Source organism: Halomonas sp. MMSF_3323 (genome assembly GCF_030733595.1).
Lineage (GTDB): Bacteria > Pseudomonadota > Gammaproteobacteria > Pseudomonadales > Halomonadaceae > Halomonas > Halomonas litopenaei.
On sequence record NZ_JASHIT010000015.1, the window covers coordinates 73903 to 98982 of the forward strand.

At 63.7% G+C, this 25080-nt stretch carries 20 protein-coding genes; 12 read left to right on the forward strand and 8 right to left on the reverse strand.

From position 1 onward, the window contains the following. The 4 genes from RBB39_RS09710 to RBB39_RS09725 all read left to right on the forward strand — a co-directional run bounded on the left by RBB39_RS09710 (window position 1) and on the right by RBB39_RS09725 (window position 6848). Window positions 1-1881 (forward strand): autotransporter assembly complex family protein, encoded by a 1881-nt coding sequence (locus RBB39_RS09710; protein WP_052704297.1) that lies wholly within the window; start codon window positions 1-3, stop codon window positions 1879-1881. 34 nt (window positions 1882-1915) lie between these two features. Continuing rightward, complete coding sequence (locus tag RBB39_RS09715; protein WP_045992056.1) at window positions 1916-6004, forward strand: translocation/assembly module TamB domain-containing protein; 4089 nt, start codon at window positions 1916-1918, stop codon at window positions 6002-6004. 172 nt (window positions 6005-6176) lie between these two features. Continuing rightward, a complete protein-coding gene (locus RBB39_RS09720; RefSeq protein ID WP_045992057.1) occupies window positions 6177-6455 on the forward strand; it encodes a type II toxin-antitoxin system RelE/ParE family toxin in 279 nt (92 codons plus the stop codon). A 99-nt stretch (window positions 6456-6554) separates the two neighbouring features. Then, complete coding sequence (locus tag RBB39_RS09725; RefSeq protein ID WP_045992058.1) at window positions 6555-6848, forward strand: HigA family addiction module antitoxin; 294 nt, start codon at window positions 6555-6557, stop codon at window positions 6846-6848. Window positions 6849-6877: 29 nt separating this feature from the next. Here the strand turns inward: RBB39_RS09725 and RBB39_RS09730 are convergent, their stop codons facing one another. From RBB39_RS09730 to can, 8 genes are all read right to left on the reverse strand, one after another. Next, window positions 6878-7924 carry a hydrolase gene (locus RBB39_RS09730; protein WP_239452523.1) on the reverse strand — a complete coding sequence of 349 codons (1047 nt, stop codon included), beginning with the start codon at window positions 7922-7924 and terminating at the stop codon, window positions 6878-6880. Window positions 7925-7951: 27 nt separating this feature from the next. Beyond that, window positions 7952-8881 carry a LysR family transcriptional regulator gene (locus RBB39_RS09735; RefSeq protein ID WP_045992059.1) on the reverse strand — a complete coding sequence of 310 codons (930 nt, stop codon included), beginning with the start codon at window positions 8879-8881 and terminating at the stop codon, window positions 7952-7954. A gap of 109 nt (window positions 8882-8990) precedes the next feature. Further along, window positions 8991-10019, reverse strand: a complete 1029-nt coding sequence (locus RBB39_RS09740; protein ID WP_045992090.1) for an ABC transporter ATP-binding protein — start codon at window positions 10017-10019, stop codon at window positions 8991-8993. Window positions 10020-10084: 65 nt separating this feature from the next. Further along, window positions 10085-11107, reverse strand: a complete 1023-nt coding sequence (locus tag RBB39_RS09745) for an ABC transporter ATP-binding protein (protein WP_045992060.1) — start codon at window positions 11105-11107, stop codon at window positions 10085-10087. Between the two features lie 10 nt (window positions 11108-11117). Further along, on the reverse strand, window positions 11118-12059 hold the full coding sequence (locus RBB39_RS09750; protein WP_045992061.1) for an ABC transporter permease: 942 nt from the start codon (window positions 12057-12059) through the stop codon (window positions 11118-11120). After that, entirely contained in the window at window positions 12056-13102 is a 1047-nt protein-coding gene (locus tag RBB39_RS09755) for an ABC transporter permease (protein WP_045992062.1), read from the reverse strand. The genes RBB39_RS09750 and RBB39_RS09755 overlap by 4 nt, the downstream gene beginning before the upstream one ends. A gap of 104 nt (window positions 13103-13206) precedes the next feature. Beyond that, window positions 13207-14778 carry an ABC transporter substrate-binding protein gene (locus tag RBB39_RS09760; protein ID WP_045992063.1) on the reverse strand — a complete coding sequence of 524 codons (1572 nt, stop codon included), beginning with the start codon at window positions 14776-14778 and terminating at the stop codon, window positions 13207-13209. Window positions 14779-15175: 397 nt separating this feature from the next. Then, window positions 15176-15823, reverse strand: a complete 648-nt coding sequence (gene can / locus RBB39_RS09765) for a carbonate dehydratase (RefSeq protein WP_045992064.1) — start codon at window positions 15821-15823, stop codon at window positions 15176-15178. 222 nt (window positions 15824-16045) lie between these two features. Here can and gorA point away from each other — a divergent pair, with 222 nt between their 5' ends. From gorA to RBB39_RS09805, 8 genes are all read left to right on the forward strand, one after another. Then, a complete protein-coding gene (gene gorA / locus RBB39_RS09770) occupies window positions 16046-17407 on the forward strand; it encodes a glutathione-disulfide reductase (RefSeq protein WP_239452524.1) in 1362 nt (453 codons plus the stop codon). 322 nt (window positions 17408-17729) lie between these two features. Beyond that, window positions 17730-18308 (forward strand): diaminobutyrate acetyltransferase, encoded by a 579-nt coding sequence (gene ectA / locus RBB39_RS09775; protein ID WP_045992066.1) that lies wholly within the window; start codon window positions 17730-17732, stop codon window positions 18306-18308. An 85-nt stretch (window positions 18309-18393) separates the two neighbouring features. Further along, window positions 18394-19659 (forward strand): diaminobutyrate--2-oxoglutarate transaminase, encoded by a 1266-nt coding sequence (gene ectB, locus RBB39_RS09780; RefSeq protein ID WP_045992067.1) that lies wholly within the window; start codon window positions 18394-18396, stop codon window positions 19657-19659. Between the two features lie 194 nt (window positions 19660-19853). Then, a complete protein-coding gene (locus RBB39_RS09785; protein WP_045992068.1) occupies window positions 19854-20246 on the forward strand; it encodes an ectoine synthase in 393 nt (130 codons plus the stop codon). 258 nt (window positions 20247-20504) lie between these two features. Continuing rightward, complete coding sequence (locus tag RBB39_RS09790; protein ID WP_052704298.1) at window positions 20505-21476, forward strand: transporter; 972 nt, start codon at window positions 20505-20507, stop codon at window positions 21474-21476. A gap of 587 nt (window positions 21477-22063) precedes the next feature. Then, window positions 22064-23071 (forward strand): TRAP transporter substrate-binding protein, encoded by a 1008-nt coding sequence (locus tag RBB39_RS09795; protein ID WP_306169056.1) that lies wholly within the window; start codon window positions 22064-22066, stop codon window positions 23069-23071. A gap of 57 nt (window positions 23072-23128) precedes the next feature. Further along, window positions 23129-23758: a TRAP transporter small permease gene (locus tag RBB39_RS09800; protein ID WP_231498708.1), complete on the forward strand. Its 630-nt coding sequence runs from the start codon at window positions 23129-23131 to the stop codon at window positions 23756-23758. A gap of 2 nt (window positions 23759-23760) precedes the next feature. Continuing rightward, window positions 23761-25041 carry a TRAP transporter large permease gene (locus RBB39_RS09805; protein ID WP_306169057.1) on the forward strand — a complete coding sequence of 427 codons (1281 nt, stop codon included), beginning with the start codon at window positions 23761-23763 and terminating at the stop codon, window positions 25039-25041. Window positions 25042-25080 lie beyond the last annotated feature (39 nt).

Below are 25080 nucleotides of genomic sequence, written 5' to 3' on the forward strand. Positions count from 1 at the left end.
ATGGAAAATCGCGTTCCCGCTCGTTCGGGTCTGGGTCCGTTCGTCCGTCGATCAGGGGCCGCCCTTTGCCTGGTCTCGGTGTCGGTGCCGGCCCTGGGCATGGATGCCGAGATCGTCGGTATCGAAGGGGATATGGCCAACAATGTCGAGGTCTACCTGCAAGGGCTCGACGGCAGCCAGTATCGTGTGGAGCGGCTGCGCAACGAGGTGGTTCGACTGACCCAGGAGGCGATGCGGGTCTACGGCTACTATGAACCGCAGATCGAGATGCGTTTCGACCGCGATGACGAGCCCCAGGAGGTCTTCCTCACCATCGACAAGGGGGAGCCGGTCAAGCTGGAAGTGATCGATTTCACCCTGGAGGGCGACGCCCGCGATGACGCCCCCTTTCAGTTGGCGATCGACGCCTATCCGCAAGAGGAAGGCGACATCCTCGAACACGCCCCCTACGAGAGTCTAAAGGGCAGGCTGCAGGGCCTGACCGTGGAGCGAGGCTACTTCGATTGGCAGTTCACCGATGAGCGCATGGAAATTCGCCCCTGGGCCAACAGCGCCCGGCTGTACCTGGGCATGGACAGCGGGCCGCGCTATCGCTTCGGCAGGGTCAATTTCAAGGGCCATCACATCGTCGAGGAACGCCTGCGCAATCTGGTGCCCTTCGACTACGGCGATCCTTACCTGGCAAGCGACGTCGCCGAACTCAACAACCAGTTGAGCGAGACCGAATGGTTCGGCTCGCTGACGGTACGCCCCCGCCTGGAACGCCAGAAGGGCTCCCTGGCGCTGCCCGAGAACGACAATTGGTGGTACTCGGTGGACGTCGCGGAGATCCCGACGCCGTACCAGGGGCCGCGGATCAGCCGCGACGCTCTGGCGGTGGCACTTGGACTGTATCCACCGGAATTCCCGACCATGCCGATCGACGTCAGCGTGACGCCGGCGGATCGTCACCAGTTCGAGGCGGGTATCGGCTTCGCCACCGATGTGGGGCCGCGCCTGCAGTTCTCCTGGGAGCAGCCCTGGGTCAACCGCTACGGCCATAGCTGGACCAATCAGCTATACCTGTCGGCACCGGATCAGCAGTTCAGCGGCACCTACAAGATCCCGCTGGAGGATCCGCTCAACGATAGCTACCGATTGCAGTACGGGCTGCGCCAGCAGGACATCGAGGACACCGAAAGCTTCGAGAGTACTGTCGATTTTGGTCGGCACTGGGTGTTCGAGAATGACTGGGAGCAGACGATCTATCTACGCGCCACCTACGAGGACTTTACCCAGGGGGAGCAGTCCGATCAGGTGCTGCTGCTTTATCCCGGGGTAAGCTGGTCGCGTACCCGTACGCGCAACCCTCAGTTTCCCACCTGGGGCGATCGTCAGAATCTCGAACTGCAGTACTCCAGCGATGCCTGGGGCTCTGATGCCGAGTTCTTCCGCATGACCGGCGATACCGCCTGGATCCGCAAGTTGGGTGACGACAACCGCTTTATCGGCCGACTGGGTGTCGGCGCGATCAATACCGACGATTTCGAGAAGATCCCCCCTTCGCTTCGCTTCTTTACCGGTGGTGACTCCAGCGTGCGTGGCTACAGCTACGAGTCGCTGTCGCCGGAAGACGAGAACGGCGACCTGGAAGGCGGTCAGCACGAGTTCACCGCCAGCGTCGAGGCCCAGCGCCGGATCACCGGCAAGTGGTGGGGCGCGGCCTTCTTCGATGTCGGTGACGCCTTCTCCGAGTGGTGGCCTGGCGACCTGAACAAGGGCGCGGGTCTGGGCGTGCGCTGGATTTCTCCGGTCGGCCCGATCCGCTTCGATGTCGCCCATCCCTTCGATGACGAAGACGACAATTTCCGGCTGCACTTCGCCATCGGGCCCGAGTTTTGAACCCGATGCTGCTGGCCCCTGACACGAGGCTTCAATGAGAAAAGGACGCGCCCTGTGGGCCCTGACACGTCTGCTGATCTGGCTGCCGTTGACCCTGGTTGGCCTGGTGCTGCTGATTGGCGGCCTGGTGCTGAGTCCCTGGGGCACCCGAATGGCGCTGGATCAGGGCCAGCGCATGGGCTTTCTCGAGTACGAGGCGGTCGAAGGCGCGCTGCTCGACACCTTTGCGCTGGATGGCTTTCGCATGCAGATGGGCAGCCTGCGGCTGTCGGTGGACGCGTTGTCGCTGTCCTGGGCAGAGGACTGCGTTCTTGATGGCCGGCTGTGTCTTGATTACCTGAGGGTGTCGGGTACCGACGTCCGCCTGGGCGAGAGCGAAGCCGCGGAGGAGCCTCCCGTAGAACCCGAGCCGACCAGCGCCGAGCCGGGGCCCCTGGCGCTGCCGTTTCCCGTCGAGATCCGTGAACTGGCGGTCGAGGACGTCGCCGTGCAACTAGCCGACGGCACTCGACTGGCCTGGGACAGCTTCACCACCGCGGCGGTGGCCGAGGGCGATACCCTTAGCGTTCGACCTACGCGCCTGGCGGGTCTTCATCTGACCCTGCCGTTGACGCCCGGCGCCATGCTGGCCCTGAGCGACGCCGAACACGAAGGGCCCATCGTCAGCGCCGAGGCCATCGACGCCGCCATCGCGGTGCGCTCGCCGTTGCCGAGCGAGGCCGCCGCCGAGATGGAAGGGGCCGCAGCCAAGGCCGATGACATCCCGCTGGATGAGCGTGAGCGTCTGGTGCTGCCCGAGGTCACCTTGCCACTGGCCATTGAAGTACCCGAACTGGTGGTCGAGGACACCACCGTCGACGGTGCCTTCGACTACCACGTCGAGCGTCTGGACCTGAGTCTCGATGCCCGCGGTCAGACCGTTACCATCGAGCCCCTGGCGGTGGCCTCCGCCGATGCCGACGCCGAGCTCCAGGCCCGCGCCACGTTGAGCGGCGACTACCCGCTGGAGCTCAATTTTGCCGCCGATCTGTACCTGCCGGAAATCTTCCCGGCGCTGTCCGGCGAGCGGGTCGAGCTGAGTGCAGCCGGCAGTCTGGCCGACCTGGAAATCGACCTGAAGACCTCGGGCCCGGTGGACACCCACCTGGTCGCCCGACTCGACGCCCTCGACCCCACGTTGCCCTTCAGCGCCACCTTCCAGAGCCCCAGACTGCAATGGCCGCTGCCTGGCATGGACAGCCCCCTACCTGAAGGCATCGAAGAGACTGGCGAGGTGAGCGACGCCGAGACAAGCGCACCAGACAATGCTGAAGCTGGCAATGCCACCGCTGCCACGGCCGAGGTGGAGCCGTGGATCGCCCGCGATCTAGATCTCGCCATCGAGGGTTCCCTGACCGGCTATACGCTGCAACTGGCCCTGGCCGCCGAGGGACCGGATGTACCGCCAACCACCCTGGCCCTTCAGGGCCAGGGGGATCTTTCACAGTTTGCCTGGGCGCCGCTTGAGGTCGCACCGGAGGGCGCCGGCGCTCTCAGCACCGAGGGACGTGTCGACTGGTCTGACGGCGTCTCGGTGGAGGCGGCAGCGACCCTCACGGGCCTTAATCCGGAACCCTTCGTCGAAGGGCTCGCGGGGGATATCGACGGCACCCTGCAGGTGGCGTTCACCCAGACCGATGAGGGTTGGCGGGTGGAGGTGCCGGCGCTGGATATCGAGGGTACCCTCGATGGCCGACCGCTGTCGCTGGAGGCCCAACTCGCCGGCAACAGCAATATGCAATGGGACATCGACAGCCTCGATTTCCGCCAGGGCGACAATCGCATCCAGGCCGTCGGCCAGGTCAGCGAGTCCAACCTCGACGTCGACGCCGAGATATCACTGCCGGATATGGCGAGCCTGTATCCGGGGCTTGCCGGCCAGCTATCCGGAGACATCACGGCCAGCGGCAGCCTCCAGGCGCCCCAGCTTGACCTTGCCTTGAATGGCAGCGGGGTAGCGTTTGAGGAAAATCGTGTCGGCGAGCTGTCGCTGTCCGGCCGTGTGGCCGGAATCGACGACCCCGAGCTCGATATTGGTCTTGAGGCAAGACAGGTCGAAGCCGGTGGCCAGCGATTCTCCGATATCGCCCTGGATCTCGATGGGCGGCTGTCGGATCACCGCCTTGAGCTCACCGTGGAGGGCAGCGAGGACGGGCCACTCAACCGTCTGGTGCTGGCCCTTGACGGGGCCATGAACGAGGCCCGCGACCGCTATCAGGGCACCTTGTCGCCGCTGGAAGTTACGCTGCCCCAGGGCGATATCGCCCTCGATGATCCGCTGAGCTTCGAGGCCGACCTGGCCGCGGGGTCGGTCCAGGCCGAGCCCTTCTGCCTGGCACGTCGCCAGGGCGGCGCCGTGTGCATCAGCGAGCCGCTGAGCGCCTCGGCGGACGCCGGCTCGCTGACTCTCGAGATCAATGAGCTGCCCATGGACCTGGTCAACGAGGCCTTGCCTGAGGGCTGGGCCATCGACGGCGACACCGGCGCTCGTGTCGTCGCTGGCTGGTCGGCCGGCGGCAGTCGCTGGCAGGCCGACGTCCAGGTCGACAGCGAGGTCAGCGTGACCGGCGAGGACGCCTATGGCCAGCCTTGGTCGGTGCCTGCCACCAGCATGTCGCTCAGTGCAGACGCCAGCGAGGCCCGCATCGACATGGACCTGGCGCTGTCACTGGCCCAGAGCGGCGATATCGACCTGGCCCTGGCCATCGACGATCCCATGGGACGCGGTGGCCTGGACGGCACCCTGACCATTACCGACGTGCGCCTGGCACCGTATCAGCCATTGGCGGCCGGCCTCGATGAACTCGAGGGCAGTCTTGGCGGCACCATCCGTATCGCCGGCAGCCGCGAGGCACCCGACCTCAGTGGCGACATCAGTCTGACCGGGCTCAGGGTCCACGGTGGTGATATCCCCCTGGCGGTCACCGACGGACGGCTGGATATCGCGCTGTCCGGCGACAGCGCGCGGATTTCCGGCCATGTGGACGCCGAGGAAGGGCGCCTGAATATCACCGGTGACGCCGCCTGGCCTGACGGTAGCTGGGAGGCCAACATGGCGCTGTCCGCGGTGCAGGATCCACTGCTCGCCGCCATGCCGGCCTTCGGCAAGCTGAAGCTGGCCCCGGACCTGACCATCACCGCCAACCCCTCGCGACTGCGGGTACGTGGCGAGGTGCGGATCCCCTGGGCCAGGCTCAAGGTCGGTGACGTCCCGGCGTCCGCGGTCACCCCGAGCGGTGACGAGATCATCATCACCCGCGAGATGGACGAGGAGGCCAAGGAGGCCGAACGGCGTGCCCAGGAAGACCCGGTAGGAGAATCCACCGCCGAGGCCATGGCCGAGGCGGGCATGGCCATCGACATCCGCGTACGGCTGCTGCTGGGACCCGACATGCGCCTGAGCGCCTACGGTCTGCAGACCGAGCTGGAAGGGGATCTGGAGGTGCGCCAGAACAACGGGCCGCTGCAGTTGTTCGGCGACGTCAGCCTGGTCGATGGCCGCTTCCGCGCCTACGGCCAGGATCTGCAGATTCGCCAGGGCAAGCTGATCTTCGCCGGCCCGCCGAGTCTGCCGACGCTGGACTTCGAAGCCATCCGTAACCCGGCCAGCACCGAAGACGGAGTGATCGCCGGTCTCAAGGTCACCGGTACCGCCAGCCAGCCCGATCTGGAGATCTTCTCCGAGCCGTCGATGGACGAGTCTCGGGCGCTGTCCTACGTGCTGCGCGGCCGGGCGCCGGATGACAGCGGCGACTCCAGCGGCGCCCTGACCTCGGCGCTGATCGGCCTGACCCTGGGCAAGACCGGGGGGGCGGTAGGCGCCATGGGTGAGGCCTTCGGCATCCAGGACCTGTCGCTGGATACCTCCGGCAGTGGCGAGAGCAGTCAGGTGGTGGTCAGCGGCCGTCTCACCGACCGTCTGGAGGTGGGCTACGGCGTCGGCATCTTCTCGCCCATCGCCGAGCTGACCCTGACCTACCAGCTGTGGCGGAGCCTCTACCTGGAAGCGGTCTCCGGCGCCGCCCAGGCGGTGGACCTGATCTACACCTGGAGCCTGCCGGGAGATCCTCCGGAACTGCAGTGACCAAGCGCGCAGCACAGCACGCAACACACTGCGTAAACCACAAGAGCCCCGGCCATGGCCGGGGCTCTTGTGTGTACAGGATAGATAGGGAGACTGACGTTGGGTTTGAAACAGTGGCACTGGCCAGTCTCTTATCATTGTATCCTGTAACGTGTCGCGCTACGGTTACCTGATGATCATCAGCTTTCAGCACAAGGGACTTGAGGCATTCTATCGAACCGGCACCACCCGAGGCATCCAGGCCACCCACGCGTCCAAGCTTCGACGCATCCTGGCGCTGCTCGATGTCGCCTGTCGGCCGGAGGATCTCAACCTGCCCTCGTTCAAGTTGCATCAGCTCAAGGGGGCGCTTAAAGGCTGCTGGTCTATCCGTGTCAACGGTAACTGGCGCGTGACGTTTCGCTTCGCGGACGCAAATGTGGAGTTGGTCAATTATCTCGATTACCACTAGGCGCTGTCCGAAAAGCGCCCGTGGCTATCGACGTCTCGGATACTTCCCCGCTTGGGGAACGCCAAGTCTTCAGTTTCTTCAAGATAAGGAGTCAAGAACATGATGAATGAACCTCCGCATCCCGGAGAGCTGTTGCGCGAGGATGTCATCGAGGAGCTTGGCCTATCGGTAAAGGAAACGGCCGAGCGACTAGGGATGTCACGCGTCGCCTTGTCACGGGTCTTGAATGGAAGAGCGGCAATCAGTCCTGAGCTCGCGTTGCGCCTGGAAACCGCAGGTGTCAGCACCGCTTACGCCTGGCTCGCCATGCAGACAAACTATGATTTGGCACAGGCCCGCAAGAAGCCGCAGCCGACGGTTCAGATGTTGCAAGCAGAGACGGATTCACCCTAGTGGCATCATGGGCAGTCCTGCATAACTGCTTAGTCTGGTGTCAGCGACAGCTCCTGCAGGTAGCGCGCCAGCCGTCGGCCAAGCCAAGGGCGAGGGCGGCGAGGGCCTGGCTCCATGAATCCGACATGGCCGCCGCGTTCGGCGACTTCCAGGGTCACCAGCGGCGAGCGAGCCGGGAAGCGCTCGATTAGGTCGGCCGGCATGAAAGGATCGTCACGGGCATGCAGCATCAGGGTGGGAACGGCCACCCGATCGAGCACCGGGCCGCTGGAGGCGCGGGCATAGTAGTCATCGGCGTCCAGGAAGCCGTGCATCGGCGCCGTGATGACGTCGTCGTAGTCGCGCAGGCGCTTAAGCCGGCGCACCTGCTCGACGCTGACCTTGAGGGAAAGCTCACCGCGTTCGAGCCGAGGTATCACCTTGCGCTTGAGCGAGGCCAGCAGGTGGCGTTCGTAGACCCGTGAAAAACCCTCGCCCAGGCGCTGGGCGCAGGCCGCCAGATCCAGCGGCGCGCTGATCACCACCGCGGCGTCGAGCCCCAACGAGTTCGCGTCCTCTTCGGCGACCAGCCGTAGCAGCATATTGCCCCCCAGCGACACGCCACCGGCGACCTTGGCTGCCTCGGGATAGCGATCGCCAAGTACCTCCAGCAACACCCTGGCGTCCCCGGTATCGCCGCTGTGGTAGGCGCGCGGAAGACGGTTGGGGCGAGAGCCGCAGCCACGGAAGTGCATCAGCAAGGCCCGATAGCCCTGGTCTCTGGCCGCCGCCAGCAGATCGTGGGCGTAGGGCGAGGTGATTCCCCCCTCGAGGCCGTGGAAAAGCACAAAGACAGGGGCGCGGGGGTCCTCGGGTTCCGGTCGCACCCAGCTAAGCTCTACCTCGTCACCGTCGGGCAGCGCGAGAAACTCCTGCCGCCAGTCCACCTCGGCGGGGCGGAGCACGCGTGGCAGCAGCGTCTGGACATGCGGATTGGACAGCCAGCGGGCGGCACGAAAGCCGCCCGGTGTTGCTGCATCCGCGCGAAGGCCCGAGGTGGCCTGGGGCAAGCTTGAATGGGCGTCAGGCTGGGGCAAGGCAAGGTCTCCGGGGGCATCGGGGCGTCATGGTTGAGCCTCGGCGTCGAGGGCGTGAGCACACAGCTCCTGCCAGGCGGCGTCGACCGCCGCGCGACGGGTCGAGAGGTGGCGATACAGGCGAATATCGAAGGATACCGTCCAGCGCGGTGGTCCTGCCGCCACCAGCGCGCCGGAGGCCAGCGCCTCGCCCAGGCTGCGCTCGGGCAACCAGCCCAGGCCATAGCCCAGCGCGACCAGTTCTCGGATATTGCCGCTCTGTACACTCTCGTTGAGCACCGTCAGGGTAGGGGCGTCGCCGAGTCGGTCCAGATGGGAGCGGATGGCGGCATCGATCATGCCCCGGGGATGATAGGCGATCAACGGCAGGGCGCGCCCCTTGCCGCCTTCCAGCGCAAAGCGAGGCTGGCCGCTGGCATCCGGCAGGCACACCGGCATAAAGCGCTCGCGGCCGATGACGCAATAATCGGTGTCCTCGTTGGCCAGTTCCAGCGGATTGCCGCTGGTCGGCCAGTAGCACAGGGCAAGATCGATCTCGCCGGAGGCAAGTCCCTGAAAATAGTCGCCCACCAGCCAGGCGGTGGCACGCAGGTAGGGCTGCAGCGGCGGTGGCGACTGCCAGCCGCTGAGCCACTGGGGCAGGAACTGCGCCAGCAGGCTCTGGGGTGCCCCCAGGCGTAGCTGTCCGGCCTGTTCCTCGGCCATCTGCGCCAGTCGCTGGCGGGTCAGGTCGACCCGCCGGGTGACGTCGTGACACATGGCGAGGAAGGCCTCGCCGGCCGGCGTCAGCGACAGCGGCAGGGTCTGACGGTTGATCAGGGTGGTGCCCATCTCCTCTTCGAGCAGCTTGATGCGCCGGGAGAAGGTGGGCTGAGTCACGTTCTGTTCTTCGGCGGCACGGGAAAAATGACGCGTGCGGGCCAAGGCGAGAAAGTCTTCCAGCCAACGTATTTCCATGGAAGTGTCACCTGTCCTGCGAAACGTCGATTGTGCCAGATAACCCGATGCCGGGCGTACCCGGCGTCGGCGTGTTGCAGGTGAAGGCGATGGGAGGTCAAGGCAGCGGTCAAGACAGACGACCTTCCTCGACACCATGACAGGCGACCTGACCGCCCTCGTCGGTGGCGATCAGACGGGGGATCTCCCGGCGGCAGCGCTCGTTGGCGTGGGGGCAGCGCCCGTGGAACACGCAGCCCGAGGGCAGGTTCACCGGGGTCGGCACCTCGCCCTGCAGGCGCAGGTGCTGGGGACGGTCGTCCTCCAGGCGTGGAATCGCCGACATCAGCGCCTGGGTGTAAGGGTGACGCGGGCGGGCGAACAGCGTCGCCGTGGGCGCCACCTCGCACACGCGGCCCAGGTACATCACCGCCACCCGGGTACCGAAATGCTCCACCACCGCCAGGTCGTGGGTGATGAACAGGTAGGTCAGATGGTGCTCGCGCTGGGCTTCCATCAACAGGTTCAGCACCTGGGCCTGGATCGACACGTCCAGCGCCGAAATCGGCTCGTCGGCGACGATGAACTCCGGATCCACCGCCAGCGCCCGGGCGATGGCGATACGCTGTCGTTGGCCACCGGAGAACTCGTGGCCGTAGCGCGAGCCCCAGTCCGGGGCGATGCCTACCGAGCTCATCACCTCGTGGACCTTGTCGACGACCTGCTGTGGCTTCCAGTCGGGGTGGTGAAGGCGGATCGGCTCTTCCAGCGTCTGCTGGATGGTCATGCGCGGATTGAGCGAGGCGTAGGGGTTCTGGAAGATCATCTGCATGCGCTGACGGAAAGGCAGCAATGCTTTCGAATCGAGATGATCGATACGCTCGCCGTCGTAATGGATCTCGCCGGCGCTGGGCCGCAGCAGGCCCATCACGGTACGCGCTACCGTCGACTTGCCGCAGCCGGACTCGCCCACCACGCACAGCGACTCCCCGCGGCGGATGTCCAGGTCGACCCCGTTGATCGCGTGCACGTGCTGTTGCTCGCGCACGATACGCCCACGCCGGAACTTGAGCTGCTCGAGGAAATCCCCGGACAGTGAAAAGCGCTTTTCCAGCCCGCGGATCTCGAGCAGGCTGTCGCCTCCAGCGGCAGGGTTCATGTCGGCGGGGCCGTCCTGCTGAATCGGCTCGGTCGGCGGTTTGACGGCTGCCTGAGTGGTCTGGCTCATGAGTTGTCCTCCCTGGCCACGATGCGTTCGGCATCCTGCATCTCGGCGACCATATGGCAGGCCACCTCACAGTTGCCGGAGCGCACGAAGGCCGGTACCTCGGTCTTGCAGGGTGTCCGTTCGCTGCCGTCTTGGCGCTGGGTAAAGTCGCAGCGCGGATGAAATGGACAGCCGCTGGGGAGCTGGCTCAACGACGGCATGCTGCCGCGTATCTGGTTGAGCCGCTCGCCCGGGGTCGCCATCTGGGGCAGGGCGTTGATCAGTCCCTGGGTGTAGGGATGCTGCGGATCATTGATGATCTCTCGAGTCGGGCCCTGTTCGATCACCCGTCCGGCGTACATCACCAGCATGCGCTGGGTCACCTGGCTGACCACGCCAAGATCGTGGGTGATCAGGATCAGGCCGACGTTGTGCTTCTCGCACAGCTCCAGCAACAGCGCCATGATCTCCGCCTGAATGGTCACATCCAGGGCGGTGGTGGGCTCGTCGGCGATGATGATATCCGGGTCGAGCAGCAACGCGATGGCGATGATGATGCGCTGACGCATCCCGCCGGACAGCTCATGGGGATACTGGTCCAGGCGTTTTTCCGGCGACGGGATCTGCACCTGCTCGAGCTTGCGCAGCGAGATCGCGCGGGCTTCCTTGCTGGAGATTCGGCGGTGGGCCTTGAGGCATTCCACCATCTGCTCACCGATGGACAGCACCGGATTGAGCGTCATCATCGGATCCTGGAAGATCATCGAGATGCGGTGGCCACGCACCTTGCGCAGGGCGCGTTCACCGAGTCCGGTCAGTTCCTGGCCATCGAAGGTGATGCTGCCACCGGCGATATAGCCCGGCTTGGCGATCAGATTCAGCAGGCTGAAGGCGGCGACCGACTTGCCGGCGCCGGATTCGCCCACGATGCCCAGACGCTCGCCACGATCCAGGCTGAACGACACATCGCGCAGTGCCTTCACGTCGCCCTGTCGCAGGGCGAAGCGCACGTCGAGGTGATTGACGTCGAGTAGTGCCATGATGTCTACCTCAGCCCTTGTACAGTCGTGGATTGAGCACGTCGCGCAGCCAGTCGCCGAGCAGGTTGATCACCAGCACCAGCACCACCAGCACCAGGCCCGGAATCAGGGTGATCCACCAGGAACCGGACTGGATGTAGTCGAAGCCGGACTTGATCAACGAGCCCAGCGACGGCTGGGTCTCGGGCATGCCGAGGCCGAGAAACGACAGCGCCGCCTCGGAAATGATGGCGTTGGCCACCTGCACGGTGGAGATGACGAAGATCGGCGACAGGGTGTTGGGCAGGATGTGACGGAACATGATCCGCCGGCTGCGCAGGCCCATCACCCGGGCGGCGTCGACGTACTCCTTGGAGCGCTCTGCCAGCACCGAGGCACGCACGGTACGGGCGTACTGGGGCCATTCGGCCAGGCCGATGATCAGCACCAGCAGCCACATGGCATAGTCGGAGTAGGTGGCGCCGCCGAAGATCGCCTTGAACAGGGCGCCCACCACGATGGCCACCATCAACGTCGAGAACGACAGCTGGATATCTGCCAGGCGCATCAGAAAGGCGTCGACGCGCCCACCCAGATAGCCCGCCAGTAGACCGAAGCACACCCCCAGGGTGGCCTGCAGCGCCACGGCGCCGAAGCCGATGACCAGCGACACCCGCATGCCGTAGAGGATGGTCGAGAGCAGGTCGCGCCCCTGGGAATCGGTACCCATCAGGTACTGGGGGTCGGCGCCGTCGATCCAGAACGGCGGCAGCTCGGATGCAAGGATGTCGATCTGGGCCAGGTCGTAGGGATCGGCCGGCGCAAGCCAAGGCGCCAGCAGCGCGGCCAGGACCATCACCACGAAGATCAGAAGACTGGTCTGGGCGATCAGGTCGCGTTTGAAACTGTACAAGAGGTAGGAGTCGCGAAACCGCTCCCACCGGCTGCTCGTCGCAGTGCTCTGGGTGCTCATGCGGGCTTACCTGTCAGCTTGACGGTGGGATTGACCAGGCCATAGATCAAGTCGACCAGGGTGTTGGTGATCACGAAGATCAGGCCGACGATCATCAGGTAGGTCACGATCAGGGGGATGTCCGAGCGCTCGATGGCGTCGAGGAACATCAGGCCCATGCCGGGCCACTGGAACACCGTCTCGGTGAGGATGGTGTAGGCCACCAGGGTGCCGATCTGCACGCCGCCGACGGTGATGACCGGCAACATGGTGTTCTTCAGCGCGTGCAGGAAGTAGATGCGACGCATCGAGATGCCCTTGGCCCGGGCGAACTTGACGTACTCCGACTGCATCACCTCGAGCATCTCGGCGCGGATCAGGCGAATGAACAGCGGCAGCATGATCGAGGCCAGCGAGATGGCCGGCAGCACCAGGTAGGTCAGGCCTTCCAGCGAGGCGAAGTTGGTGGTCCAGGTGCCGAACACGTGGATCGGGTCGCCGCGACCGTAGGCCGGCATGCCGCCCTCGGTGGACAGCAGGCCGTTGAGCCAGGCGCCCCAGCCGGTATCGGCGGGGAAGGGCGTGAAGCTCACGCCGATGGCGAACAGCTGGATCAACACGATAGCGGTGAGAAACACCGGGATGGAGATGCCGATGATCGACACCCCCATGAAGAAACGGGACAGCCAGGCGCGGGGCTTGATCGCGCTGTAGACGCCGATCGGCACCGACAGGAAGATGATCAGGAGGGTCGAGGCGAATACCAGCTCGAGGGTCGCCGGCAGGTGTCGCAGGACCACTTCGGTAGTCGGCTCGTTGTAGATGTACGAATAGCCGAAGTCGAACTGGGCGGCGTTGACGGCGAAACGGAAGTACTGCACCAGGAAGGGATCGTTGAGCCCCAGTTCCTCGCGCAGCACCTCGCGCTCGCTCTCGGGCACCGACTGACCCACCATCTGCTGGATGGGATCACCCAGGTTGTCCTGGATGGCGAAGGCGATCACGCTGATGACAAACATCACCAGCAGCGCATGAAAGAGGCGCTTGATCAGAAATGCGATCATGGGGATTGTCCAGGGTACAGGCGCTCGACTCCGCGACCATGTCACGGAGCCGAGGCAGCTGCTGAATGGGAGCTTGCAGGCACCGCGTGGCGGTGCCTGTCGTCTTACTCTTCTTCGATGACCAGATCCCCGAGATAGGGGAAGTTCATCACGTTGACCACCGGCTCGATGTCGACGTTGGCCGCAGAAGCCCAGGCCAGATTCTGCCAGTGCAGCGGAATGAAGGCGGCATCGTCGTAGAGGCCCTGCTCGAGCTCACGCAGCATCTCGCCACGCTTCTCCAGATCCACCTCGAGGTTGGCGTCGACCATCAGCTGGTCGAGCTCCTCGTTGCAGTAGTTGCCGGCGTTGTACTGGCCGCCACCGCTGTCGGCGTCCGGACACTCGGTCAGGTACTGGTGGAAGTTGGCGGAGTCTTCGGTGTCGGAGTGCCAGCCGATCATCATCATGTCGGCGGCGCGATCATCGTACTCGCCCCAGTACTGGGCCTTGGGCAGGGTCTTCAGGTCCACCGTGACGTTGATCCGCGCCAGCATGGCGGCTACCGCCTGGGCAATCTTGGCGTCGTTCACGTAGCGGTTGTTGGGCGCCATCATGCTGACCGAGAAGCCGTCCTCATAGCCCGCTTCGGCCATCAGTTCCTTGGCCCGGTCGAGATCGAAGCGCGGCTCGAGATCCGGGTTGTGGCCGGAGTAGCCCTCTGGCGAGAACTGGGCGGCCGGGGTGGCGAAGCCCTTCATCAGACGATCGGCGATGCCTTCCTGGTTGATCGCGTAGTTGAAGGCCTGACGCACGCGCGGGTCCTGGAAGGCCTCGACCCGCTCCTGGTTCATGTGGAACAGGATGATGCGGGTGCCCGACATGGTCACCAGATTGGTGTCCTCGTCGCTCTCGATACGCTCCAGATCGTTGGGCGGTACCGGCGCGATGAAGTCGACGTCACCGGACAGCAGGGCGGCGACGCGGGTGGCGTTCTCGCCGATCGGGGTCAGGGTGATGGCGTCGACGTTGCCCGGGGACTCGCTGTCCCAGTAGTCATCGAAGCGTTCGAAGTCGACCCGAACGCCCTGCTGGCGGTTGGTCACCTGGAAGGGGCCGGTACCGGAGATGTTGCGCGAGGCGTAGGAGTTGCCGTTCTTGACGATCTCGTCCTTGGCCTTGCCGCCGTCGGTCTCGCCGGAATAGAACTGGCTGTCCATCGGGAAGATGTAGGTGGCCATGTTCAGCAGCAGCGGGTTGGGCCGCTTGGAGACGATCTCCACGGTGTGCTCGTCGACCACGTTGACCGTCTCGATGGGCTCGAAGATGGCCTTGAAGTCCGGGCTGCGCTTGAGGCGCTCCACCGTCCAGGCGACGTCCTCGGCGGTGAAGGGGTTGCCGGAATGGAAGGTGACCCCTTCGCGCAGGCTGATGCGCATGGTGGTGTCGTCGACCTGCTCCCACTCGGTGGCGAGTCTGGGCTCGAACTCGAAGTCCTTGGTCCAGCGCACCAGCGGATCGAAGGCCATGTGCGACAGTTGCAGGATACCGCCGGAGAGCTGCTCATGGATGTCCAGCGACACCGGATCGGCGTCGTAGGCCATGCGCAGGGTGTTTTCGGCCAGTGCGGTCTGGGGCAGGGCAGCCGTCAGCATGGCGGCACCGAGGGCACCGGCCAGAAGGGTCTTCTTGAACATGGAAGGAGTTCCTGCTTGTTGAGGTTGTTGTAATTGCCAGTCGGACGCCTTGGTCAATGTTGTAAGCGCCGGCTAGTCAATGTCCTGCATCAACATAGTGAGGTGTCGCGTTTAAACACAATCGAAATTGTGACAGCACCCATGCGAGGAACGAATATGGGCCCGGGGAGCGTGTCTTCAAGGAGCAGACAAGCGCTGAGCGACGAGAAGGTGGCGCAGACAGAAAAGTAAGGGGAAATAGAGGAGCTGAGGTAGCCGGCGGAGGCGAGTGAGGTAACCGCAAGTGCAAGCGCCCCCGAACGAGATTCGGGGGCGCGAAAGGGCAATCGACACAGCGCCGAGGCGACAGTGGTGTCCAGGGTCGCCTGGCGGTCAATCGGTCAGTTCAGACCAGCCGTCACTGCTGGGGCGGGCAGACGCGGTCGATGCGATAGAGCTGGGCGACCTGATCCAGGCCGTGCACGCTGCATTCCAGATCGGTGACACGACCGTCGCTGAGGCCATAGACCCAGCCATGCACCGACAGCGCCTGGCCGCGCTGCCAGGCACGCTGGACGATCTTGGTACGACACAGCGTCTTGACCTGAGACTTGACGTTGAGCTCGCACATGCGATCCACCTGTTCGTCCAGCGGCAGATGCTCGAGTTCCGAGCGATGCATGCTGTAGAGTTCGCGTACGCTGTGCAACCAGTTGTCCACCATACCGTTCTCGCCGCCGGTGACCGCAGCGCGCACGCCGCCACAGTTGTAGTGGCCGACGATCATGATGTGACGTACCTTGAGCACGTCCACCGCGAACTGCACCACCGACAGGGCGTTCATGTCATTGTGATAGAGCAGGTTGGCGACGTTACGGTGGACGAACACCTCACCCGGGGGAAGGTCGATGATCTGGTTGGCCGGCACGCGGCTGTCGGAACAACCGATCCACAGATACTCCGGGCTTTGCTGCTGAGCAAGGCGGGCAAAGAAATCAGGGTCTTCCTGGCAGATTCTGTCGGCCCAGGCCCGATTATTGGCGAGCAGATTGTCGATATCACTCATGAACTTTCCCCGTGCAAGCAGTGGATGGCTAAAGTGGTGCATGTTTTTACCCCCCTCGGTCAAGGTGGTCAAGCACCCTCCCGTGGTAGCCAGCCCGCTGGTATCATGGGAAGGTTTCCCATCCTGGTGGGCCTCGAGGCAGGTCCCTGGTAGGCCAGGCCCCTAATGATCCGACAGCGGTCCCGACAACAAGGGTCCCAGCAACAGAATCAGGAGACGCAAGTGTCACAATTCGACTATGACCTCTTTGTCATCGGTGCCGGCTCCGGTGGTGTCCGCGCTGCCCGTACCGCGGCGGCAACCGGGGCCAGGGTGGCCGTCGCCGAGGATCGCTACCTCGGCGGTACCTGCGTCAACGTGGGCTGCGTGCCCAAGAAGCTCTACTCCTACGCCGCACACTTCCACGAGGCTTTCGACGACGCTCGCGGCTTCGGCTGGCAGCTCGACCAGGCGCCGAGCTTCGACTGGGCGACCCTGCGCGACAACAAGATCGGTGAGATCAAGCGACTCAACGGCATCTACGGCAAGCTGCTGGACAACGCCGGGGTGCGCCTGATCAACGGTCGCGCCAAGGTGGTGGACGAACACCGTGTCGAGGTTGGCGGCGAGACCATCAGCGCCGAGAAGATCCTGGTGGCGGTGGGTGGCTGGCCCTGGGTGCCGCCGTTCCCCGGCAGCGAACTGGCCATGAACTCCAACCAGATCTTCGACCTGGACGAGTTTCCCAAGCGCTTTCTGGTGCTTGGCGGCGGCTATATCGCCGTGGAGTTCGCCAGCATCTTCAACGGCCTGGGCGCCGACGCCCACCTGCTGTATCGCGGTGAGCTGTTCCTGCGCGGCTTCGACCAGGAGGTGCGCGAGTTCACCCGCGACGAGATGGCCAAGAAAGGCGTCAACCTGCACTTCAACACCAACATCGAGTCCCTCGAGAAGGTCGAAGGCGGGATCAAGGCCACCCTGACCAATGGCGAGACCCTTGAGGTGGATGCGGTGCTGTCCGCCACCGGCCGCAAGCCCCATCTGGAAGGCCTGGGTCTGGACCAGCTCGACATCGCGCTCAACGAGAACGGCTCCATCCAGGTCAACGATCGCTTCGAGACCTCGGTGCCCTCGATCCTGGCGCTGGGTGACGTGACCGGCGGTCCTGAGCTGACGCCGGTGGCCCTGGCCGAGGCCATGCATCTGGTTGCACACCACTACGGTGACGCGCCCAAGGCGCCGATGAACTACGACAACATCGCCACTGCGGTGTTCTGCCATCCCAACATCGGCACCGTTGGCCTGTCCGAAGAGAAGGCCCGCGAGGTGTGCAAGGCGGTCCGCGTCTACAGTGCCGACTTCCGTCCCATGAAGCACACCCTGTCCGGCAGCGATGAACGCTGCCTGATGAAGCTGATCGTCGACGACGAAAGCGACGTGGTGGTAGGGGCGCACATGGTCGGCGAGGAAGCCGGTGAGGTGATCCAGGGCATCGCCATCGCGGTGCGTGCGGGCCTGACCAAGGCAGATTTCGACGCCACCGTAGGCATCCACCCGACCGGCGCCGAAGAGTTCGTCACCATGCGCACGCCGACCCGTACCTGACGACGACAGTCAGAAACCGGCCGACGCCAGAAAGGGCACCTGTGGGTGCCCTTTTTTGTGGCCTTTTCTCGCCGATCCGAAAGGGCCGACTATACTGCTTCAGGCGGACGAAATCGTCTCGTTGGAGAGGCAATCGATTACGCCAAAGGGATAGGGGAGGTGAGCGGCAGTGATCGCTCCGAGCCGCCATGAGACGTGGCCTGGCGCTACTCGCATAATTTTTTTTTATGCTTCCAGGGGTTAAGAATAATCCAGATTTTGAAATGTCATACTCGACTGTTATAATGCTTGTCCAAATTCGCTACAGCGAAGCATAACGAACATGACCGCAAGCACTGAGCCCTTCACACCATCAGCCGACCTCGCCAAGCCTACGGTGGCGGACGCGGTGGTGGGTCACGAAGCGGCGCCGCTGTTTATTCGCAAGTCCACTCCCGAGGATGGCTGGGGCATCTACGAGCTGGTCAAGTCCTGCCCGCCCCTGGACGTCAACTCCGCCTACGCCTACCTGTTGCTGGCCACCCAGTTCCGTGACAGTTGTGCCGTTGCCACCAACGAGGAAGGCGAGATCGTCGGCTTTGTCTCCGGCTACGTGAAGTCCAATGCTCCGGACACCTACTTTCTATGGCAGGTCGCGGTGGGCGAGAAGGCCCGCGGTACCGGCCTGGCCCGCAGACTGGTCGAAGCCATCCTGACCCGCCCTGAATTTGCCGAGGTCCACCACCTCGAGACCACCATCACACCGGATAACCAGGCTTCCTGGGGCTTGTTCCGCCGCCTGGCCGATCGCTGGCAGGCGCCGTTGAACAGCCGCGAGTACTTCTCTACCGACCAATTGGGTGGAGAGCACGATCCGGAAAACCTGGTGCGCATCGGTCCCTTCGACACGACGCGTATCTAACGGCTTCCAGGGTGGTGACAGGGCGCCAGCGTCCGTCGCCACCGATACCCGATAACTTCCCCTACGAACCCGACAGGAGGTCGCAATGCAGACCCAGATCCTCGAACGCATGGAATCCGAAGTTCGTACCTATTCCCGTTCCTTTCCGGTGGTCTTCACCAAGGCGCAGAACGCTCGCCTGACCGACGAGGAAGGCCGCGAGTACATCGACTTTCTGGCCGGTGCCGGCACCTTGAACTACGGCCATAACAACCCGCACCTGAAGCAGGCGCTGGTCGACTATCTGGCCACCGACGGCATCATCCACGGTCTTGATTTCTGGACCGCCGCCAAGCGCGACTATCTGGAGACCCTGGAAGAGGTGATCCTCAAGCCGCGTGGTCTCGACTACAAGGTCCACCTCCCGGGGCCGACCGGCACCAATGCCGTCGAGGCTGCCATTCGCCTCGCTCGTGTGGCCAAGGGTCGTCACAACATCGTGACCTTCACCAATGGCTTCCACGGCGTAACCATGGGAGCGCTGGCCACCACCGGCAACCGCAAGTTCCGCGAGGCGACCGGCGGTATTCCGACCCAGGGTGCAGCCTTCATGCCCTTCGATGGCTACATGGGTAGCGAGACCGATACCCTGGACTACTTCGAGAAGCTGCTCGGCGACAAGTCCGGCGGTCTCGACGTGCCCGCCGCGGTCATCGTCGAAACGGTCCAGGGCGAGGGCGGCATCAACGTGGCCGGCCTGGATTGGCTCAAGCGTCTCGAGGGCATCTGCCGCGACAATGACATCCTGCTGATCATCGATGATATCCAGGCGGGCTGCGGTCGCACCGGCAAGTTCTTCAGCTTCGAGCACGCCGGCATCACACCGGACATCGTCACCAACTCCAAGTCGCTGTCCGCACTCGGCCTGCCGTTCGCCCACGTGCTGATGCGCCCGGAGCTCGACAAGTGGAAGCCGGGTCAGTACAACGGTACCTTCCGTGGCTTCAACCTGGCCTTCGTCACCGCTACCGCTGCCATGCGCAAGTACTGGAGCGACGATACCTTCGAGCGTGACATCCAGCGCAAGGCGCGGATCGTGGAAGAGCGCTTTCAGAAGATCGCCGCCTGGCTCAGCGACAAGGGGTATCCGGCATCCGAGCGTGGCCGCGGCCTGATGCGCGGCATCGACGTGGAAAGCGGCGATATCGCCGACAAGATCACCGCCAAGGCCTTCGAGAACGGCCTGGTGATCGAGACCAGTGGCCAGGACGGTGAGGTGGTCAAGTGCCTGTGTCCGCTGACCATCACCGACGAGGATCTGATCGAAGGTCTCGATATCCTCGAGCGCAGCACCCACGAGGCGCTAAGCTGAAACAGGATACGCCCGCAGGCTATCTGCGGGCAGGCGCCAGCAGCAAGGTGCCGCTGATCCTGCCCTGAGCAATATGTAAAGCGAGGGCTCGCCCTCGCTTTTTCTGCGGACGCCACCAGCGCTCGAAGCCTCGCACAGGGCCTTTCGATGCCCGGCACCGCCGACGCCCCCGACACCCGACAACGGAGAATTCGATGATCGTTCGCAACCTGGAAGAAGCCCGTCAGACCGACCGCCTGGTAAAGGCAGAGAACGGTAACTGGGACAGCACCCGCCTGATGCTCGCCGATGACGGCGGTCAGTGTTCCTTCCACATCACCCGTATCTTCGAGGGTACCGAGACCCACATCCACTACAAGCATCACTTCGAGGCGGTGTTCTGCATCGAGGGCGAAGGCGAAGTGGAGACCCTGGCCGACGGCAAGATCTGGCCGATCAAGCCGGGCGACATCTACATCCTGGATCAGCACGACGAGCACCTGCTGCGTGCTTCCAAGACCATGCACCTGGCCTGCGTGTTCACTCCGGGCCTGACGGGCAAGGAAGTGCACCGCGAAGATGGCTCCTACGCGCCCGCCGGCGAGTAAGGGCGTCCCGCCAGGATTGAACAGGAACTCGCTTCCCGCACCCGACAACGGCGCCCCTTGGGGCGCCGTTGTCGTATCTGGCCAATCGACCGAAGTAATCGCAGGACGAACGGAGTAGTCGCAGGACGCTGGAGGTAGACGTCACGGGAAGAGCAGCAGGGTACGTGGGGGCATAGGAGGCAGGTACGTCAAAATTGTGCCCAAAAGTTCGTAGTGCTTCCTATACTTTGCAGCAAACTTCTCAATGGAACCGTCCCCATGGCCATTTGTCGCCCCCGACTCCTGACCTCCGGTATGTATCACTACCTGCTGGCAGCGCCGATCCTTGGTGCAGCACTGCTGGCCCCAGCGACGGCTCATGCCTCGGAAGGTGGCAGCAGCATCTATGTACCGGGCGCCTATAACGACTTTGCCGCAGGCTTGGCCCCGCCACCCGGGGTCTATGCGCGCAACGACCTGGTGCGCTACGAGGGCGATATCGGCGCGCGCCCCCTGGGCGGGCGGCTGTCGGCGGGTCTCGACCAGACGCTGTGGTTCAACCTGCTTAAGCTGACCTGGGTGACCGACGTCGAGTGGCTCGGTGCCACCTACATCGCCGGGATCAATCTTCCCTACGTGTTTGACGTCAGCGTCGATCTCGAGGCCAGCATCCCGGGCCAGGAACGCTTCAACACCGGAAGCAACAGCGGCTTCGGTGATCCGTACCTGGTGCCGGTCGCCCTCAACTGGGCCAACGGGACTCACCACACCACGGCGGCGGTGGGCATCAATATTCCGGTGGGGCGCTACGACGAGGATGATCGGATCAACCTGGGGCGGCACTACTGGTCGATCGATCCCACCATTACCTACAGTTGGCTGCCCGAAAGCGGATGGGACCTGTCGATGACCGCGGGCATCCTGTTCAACTTCAAGAACGATGCCACCGACTACACCACCGGCGACGAGTTTCACCTGGACGTGCTGGCGGCGAAGTACCTGACGCCAAGCTTCGGACTGGGTCTGGCCGGGTACGTTTACGAGCAGCTCGAGTCGGACTCGGGCCCGGTACCGGATCGCCTGGAAGATGGTTTTCGCAGTAGCGGGGCAGGAGTAGGGCCGGCCTTCATGAAGAGCGTCTCACTGGGCCAGGCGCCGGTCACCTTGATCGGCAAGTGGCTTCACGATGTGTCATCCGAAAATCGCTTCGATGGCGATACGGTGTCGCTGTCGGCGGCCTGGGCCTTCTAGCCACCTCCCGACCAGCGCCCGATCCGATGATTCGGGCGCGCCGCCTCGATCCTTCCCCCGAACGAATCTCCACCATGTTCTCGGGCGCTCAGCGGCGCCCGATTCTCCCGTTGTTCTGCATCGATATTGTGCGCTGAATGTCTTTATCAGCCGAGGCCTTGCACGTCCCACGAGACTTCCTGTCGCCTATGCAGCTCATGCTGCACATGGACACAGCGGGCCACGCGTCACGCCAAAAAGTGACAGCATTTTACAAATAAACTGCCGCTGCAACGGGGCGTCTTTGCACCAGGAACAGGTTTCGGACAGATCGTTATTGCCCGCGAATAAAGAGCTTTTCCGAAAAATGTCGATCATGCTGGCCGCCTTGGCTAACGCACCTCGACAGAGGCATTGCACTTTAGTCAAAAAGTGTCAGGAAGGGGTTGCAGCCAGGAAGTCCTCTCTTCTACTTTGTCATACATAGTATGCCATGGTTTCCAGAAAACGGCTCAGGCCATCGCCATGTGATGGCAGTACGAGAGGGCCGGACACTTGCCCAACCGGGTATGACAACAACGCCAACAAGGTCAACCAGAGGACTCGCCATGAATCCCGCCGCTTCACGCAAGCTCACCCGCGCCATCCATCTTGCCGGCCTGGCCGCGACCACCGCCTTGCTGGCAACGCCAGCCCTGGCCGAACAGTGGCGCGGCTGGAACATTCATCCTCCCGAGTACCCCAACAGCATTGCGCTGGAGACCTTCGCCAAGGAGGTGGACGAGCGAACGGAAGGGCGCATCACGCCAAAGGTCTATCACAACGCCGTGCTGGGGGATCAGCCCGATGCCATCGAGCAGACCCGCAACGGTGCTCTGGATTTCGGCAACTTCAACATGGGCCCCATGGGTCCGATGGTGCCGGCTGCCAACGTCCTCTCGCTGCCCTTCATCTTTGAAAGTGAAGAGCGCATGTACGAACTGATGGATGGCGAGATCGGCGAACGCTTCGCCGCAGCGATGGAGGAGCAGGGCCTGGTCGCGCTGGGTTGGTTCGGGGCAGGCTCGCGCAGCCTCTACAACACCGACCATCCGGTCGAGACTCCGAAAGATGTCGAGGGCATGAAGGTCCGGGTCATGAACAACGACCTCTACGTCGACATGATCGATGCGCTGGGTGGCAACGCCACCCCCATGGCCTACGGTGAGGTCTACCAATCGCTGACGACCGGAGTGATCGACGGCGCCGAGAACAACTTCCCGTCCTACGAATCCAGCGGCCACTACGAGGTTGCCGGCTACTACTCGCTGACCAACCACCTGGTCATTCCCGAGTGCCTGTGCATGGCCCGCAGTACCTGGGACGAGCTGTCCGAAGAAGACCAGGCGGCGGTCCGGGAGGCCGGGCAGGTCGCCACCGAGCAGCAGCGTGAACTGTGGGAAGAGCGTACCGCGGCCAGTCGGCAAACGGCGCTGGATGCAGGCGTCGAGATCAATGAGGTTCCGGACAAGTCAGAATTCCAGGCGCTGATGCTACCGGTCTATGAGGGCTTTCTTGCCGAGAACCCGGACCTGGCCTCGCTGGTCGACGACATTCGCGCGGCTCAGGCCGACTGATCCCATTGATACGAGAGCCCCGTCCCCGGTGCCGGGGGCGGGCGGGGAGGCTGATGCGTGAACGCACCCACCGACACCTCTGACGTCGGGTCCGAGCAAACCGAGTCAGAGCAAGAGGGCGCCACGGTACGCCGTGGTGCCTTTCCTCCGGCATCGCCGGAGTCACGAAGCATACGCTACAAGCGTGAAACACCCAGCCGACTGGACCGCATCCTCGACAGTATCGCCCATGGTTGCATCATGGTGGCCGGGGTGCTGCTGGTGTTGCTGATCATCACCTTTGGCTGGCTGGTATTTGGCCGCTACGTGCTCAATGACACCCCCACCTGGGTCGAGCAGACGGCGCTTCTGAGCGTGGCCTACATCACCTTTCTCGGCGCCGCTGCCGGCGTTCGTCACAACAGCCACCTGTCCATCGACCTGCTGCGCGACAACATGCCGGCGCCCATCAAGGGTCTGATGCACCATCTGGCGGATCTGTTCGTGGTGGCCTTTGGCGGTTTCATGGCCTGGCAGGGCTGGCAGTTGATGATGACCAACCTGGCACGACCTATCCCGATGCTCGGACTCTCCGAAAGCTGGCGTGCCGCGCCGCTGGCGATCTGTGGTGCGCTGATGGTGCTGTTCGCTGTGGCCAACATCGTCAAGCGGCTTGGCGGCCGGCACAACCCGACCCAGGAGGACTGAGCATGGGACTCGCTATCGTTTTTGGACTCTTTGCCCTGGGACTGGCCGTCGGCGCTCCGGTGGCCTTTGCGGTAGGACTGGCAGCAGTAGGGGGCTTTCTCTATGAGGGACTGCCGCTGTTCGTGGCATTCCAGCGCATCCTCTCGGGCATTTCGGTGTTTTCCCTGCTGGCCATTCCGTTCTTTATCTTCGCCGGCGAGCTGATGCTGCACGGCGGTATTTCCCAGCGCCTGGTGCGCCTGGCCTCTGCCGCAGTGGGCCGAGTGCGCGGAGGGCTCGGGGTGGTCAATGTGACCTCTTCGATGCTGTTCGGCGGGATTTCCGGTTCCGCGGTGGCGGACACCTCAGCGCTCGGCTCCATCCTGATTCCGGTGATGAAGGAGAAGGGCTACGACGCGGACTACGCGGTCAACGTGACGGTGACCTCGTCGGTGGCCGGGGTGGTGATTCCGCCCAGCCACAACATGATCCTCTACGCCGTGGCGGCCGGTGGCGGCCTGTCCATCACCAAGCTGTTCATGGCGGGCATCGTGCCGGGCATCCTGATGTGTGGCCTGCTGGCCCTTGCCGCCTATCTGGTAGCGGTCAAGCGTGGTTACCAGGGCGAACGCTTTCCGGGCTGGCAGGCGCTGGCGATCAGCTTTGCCGCCGCACTGCCAGGGTTGCTGACCGCGGTCATCATCGTGGGCGGCGTGCTGTCTGGCGTGCTGACGGTGACCGAGTCAGGCGCCTTCGGGGCCATCTACGCCATCGTCGTCACCGCGCTGGTCTATCGCGAGCTGCACTGGGCATCGTTCAAGCAGGCGGTCTACCAGTCGGTGCGCACCACCGCGCTGGTGATGATCCTGGTCGGCTGCGCCTCGGCGTTCTCCTATCTGCTCGCCCTCTATAGCGTGCCGGAGTTGCTGTCCAACACGCTGCTCGGGATCACCGACAATCCGCTCGCCATCCTGCTGATGCTGAACCTGATCCTGCTGGCACTCGGCATGATCATGGACATGGCGGCGCTGATCCTGATCTGCACGCCGATCTTTCTGCCGATTGCCGCCCAGTTCGGCATGGATCCGATCCAGTTCGGCATCATGATGATGATGAATCTGGGGCTGGGGCTGTGCACGCCGCCGGTGGGTGCCTGCCTGTTTGTCGGCAGCGTGGTCGGCAAGATCAAGATCGAACAGACCGTTCGCACCATCTGGCCGTTTTACCTGGCGTTGTTCGGCGCCCTGATGCTGGTGACCTACGTTCCGGCACTGTCCATGGCGCTGCCCAACATGCTGGAGTGATGGCGACCATGCCAAGCCCCCTTCGACGAGGCGTCACAC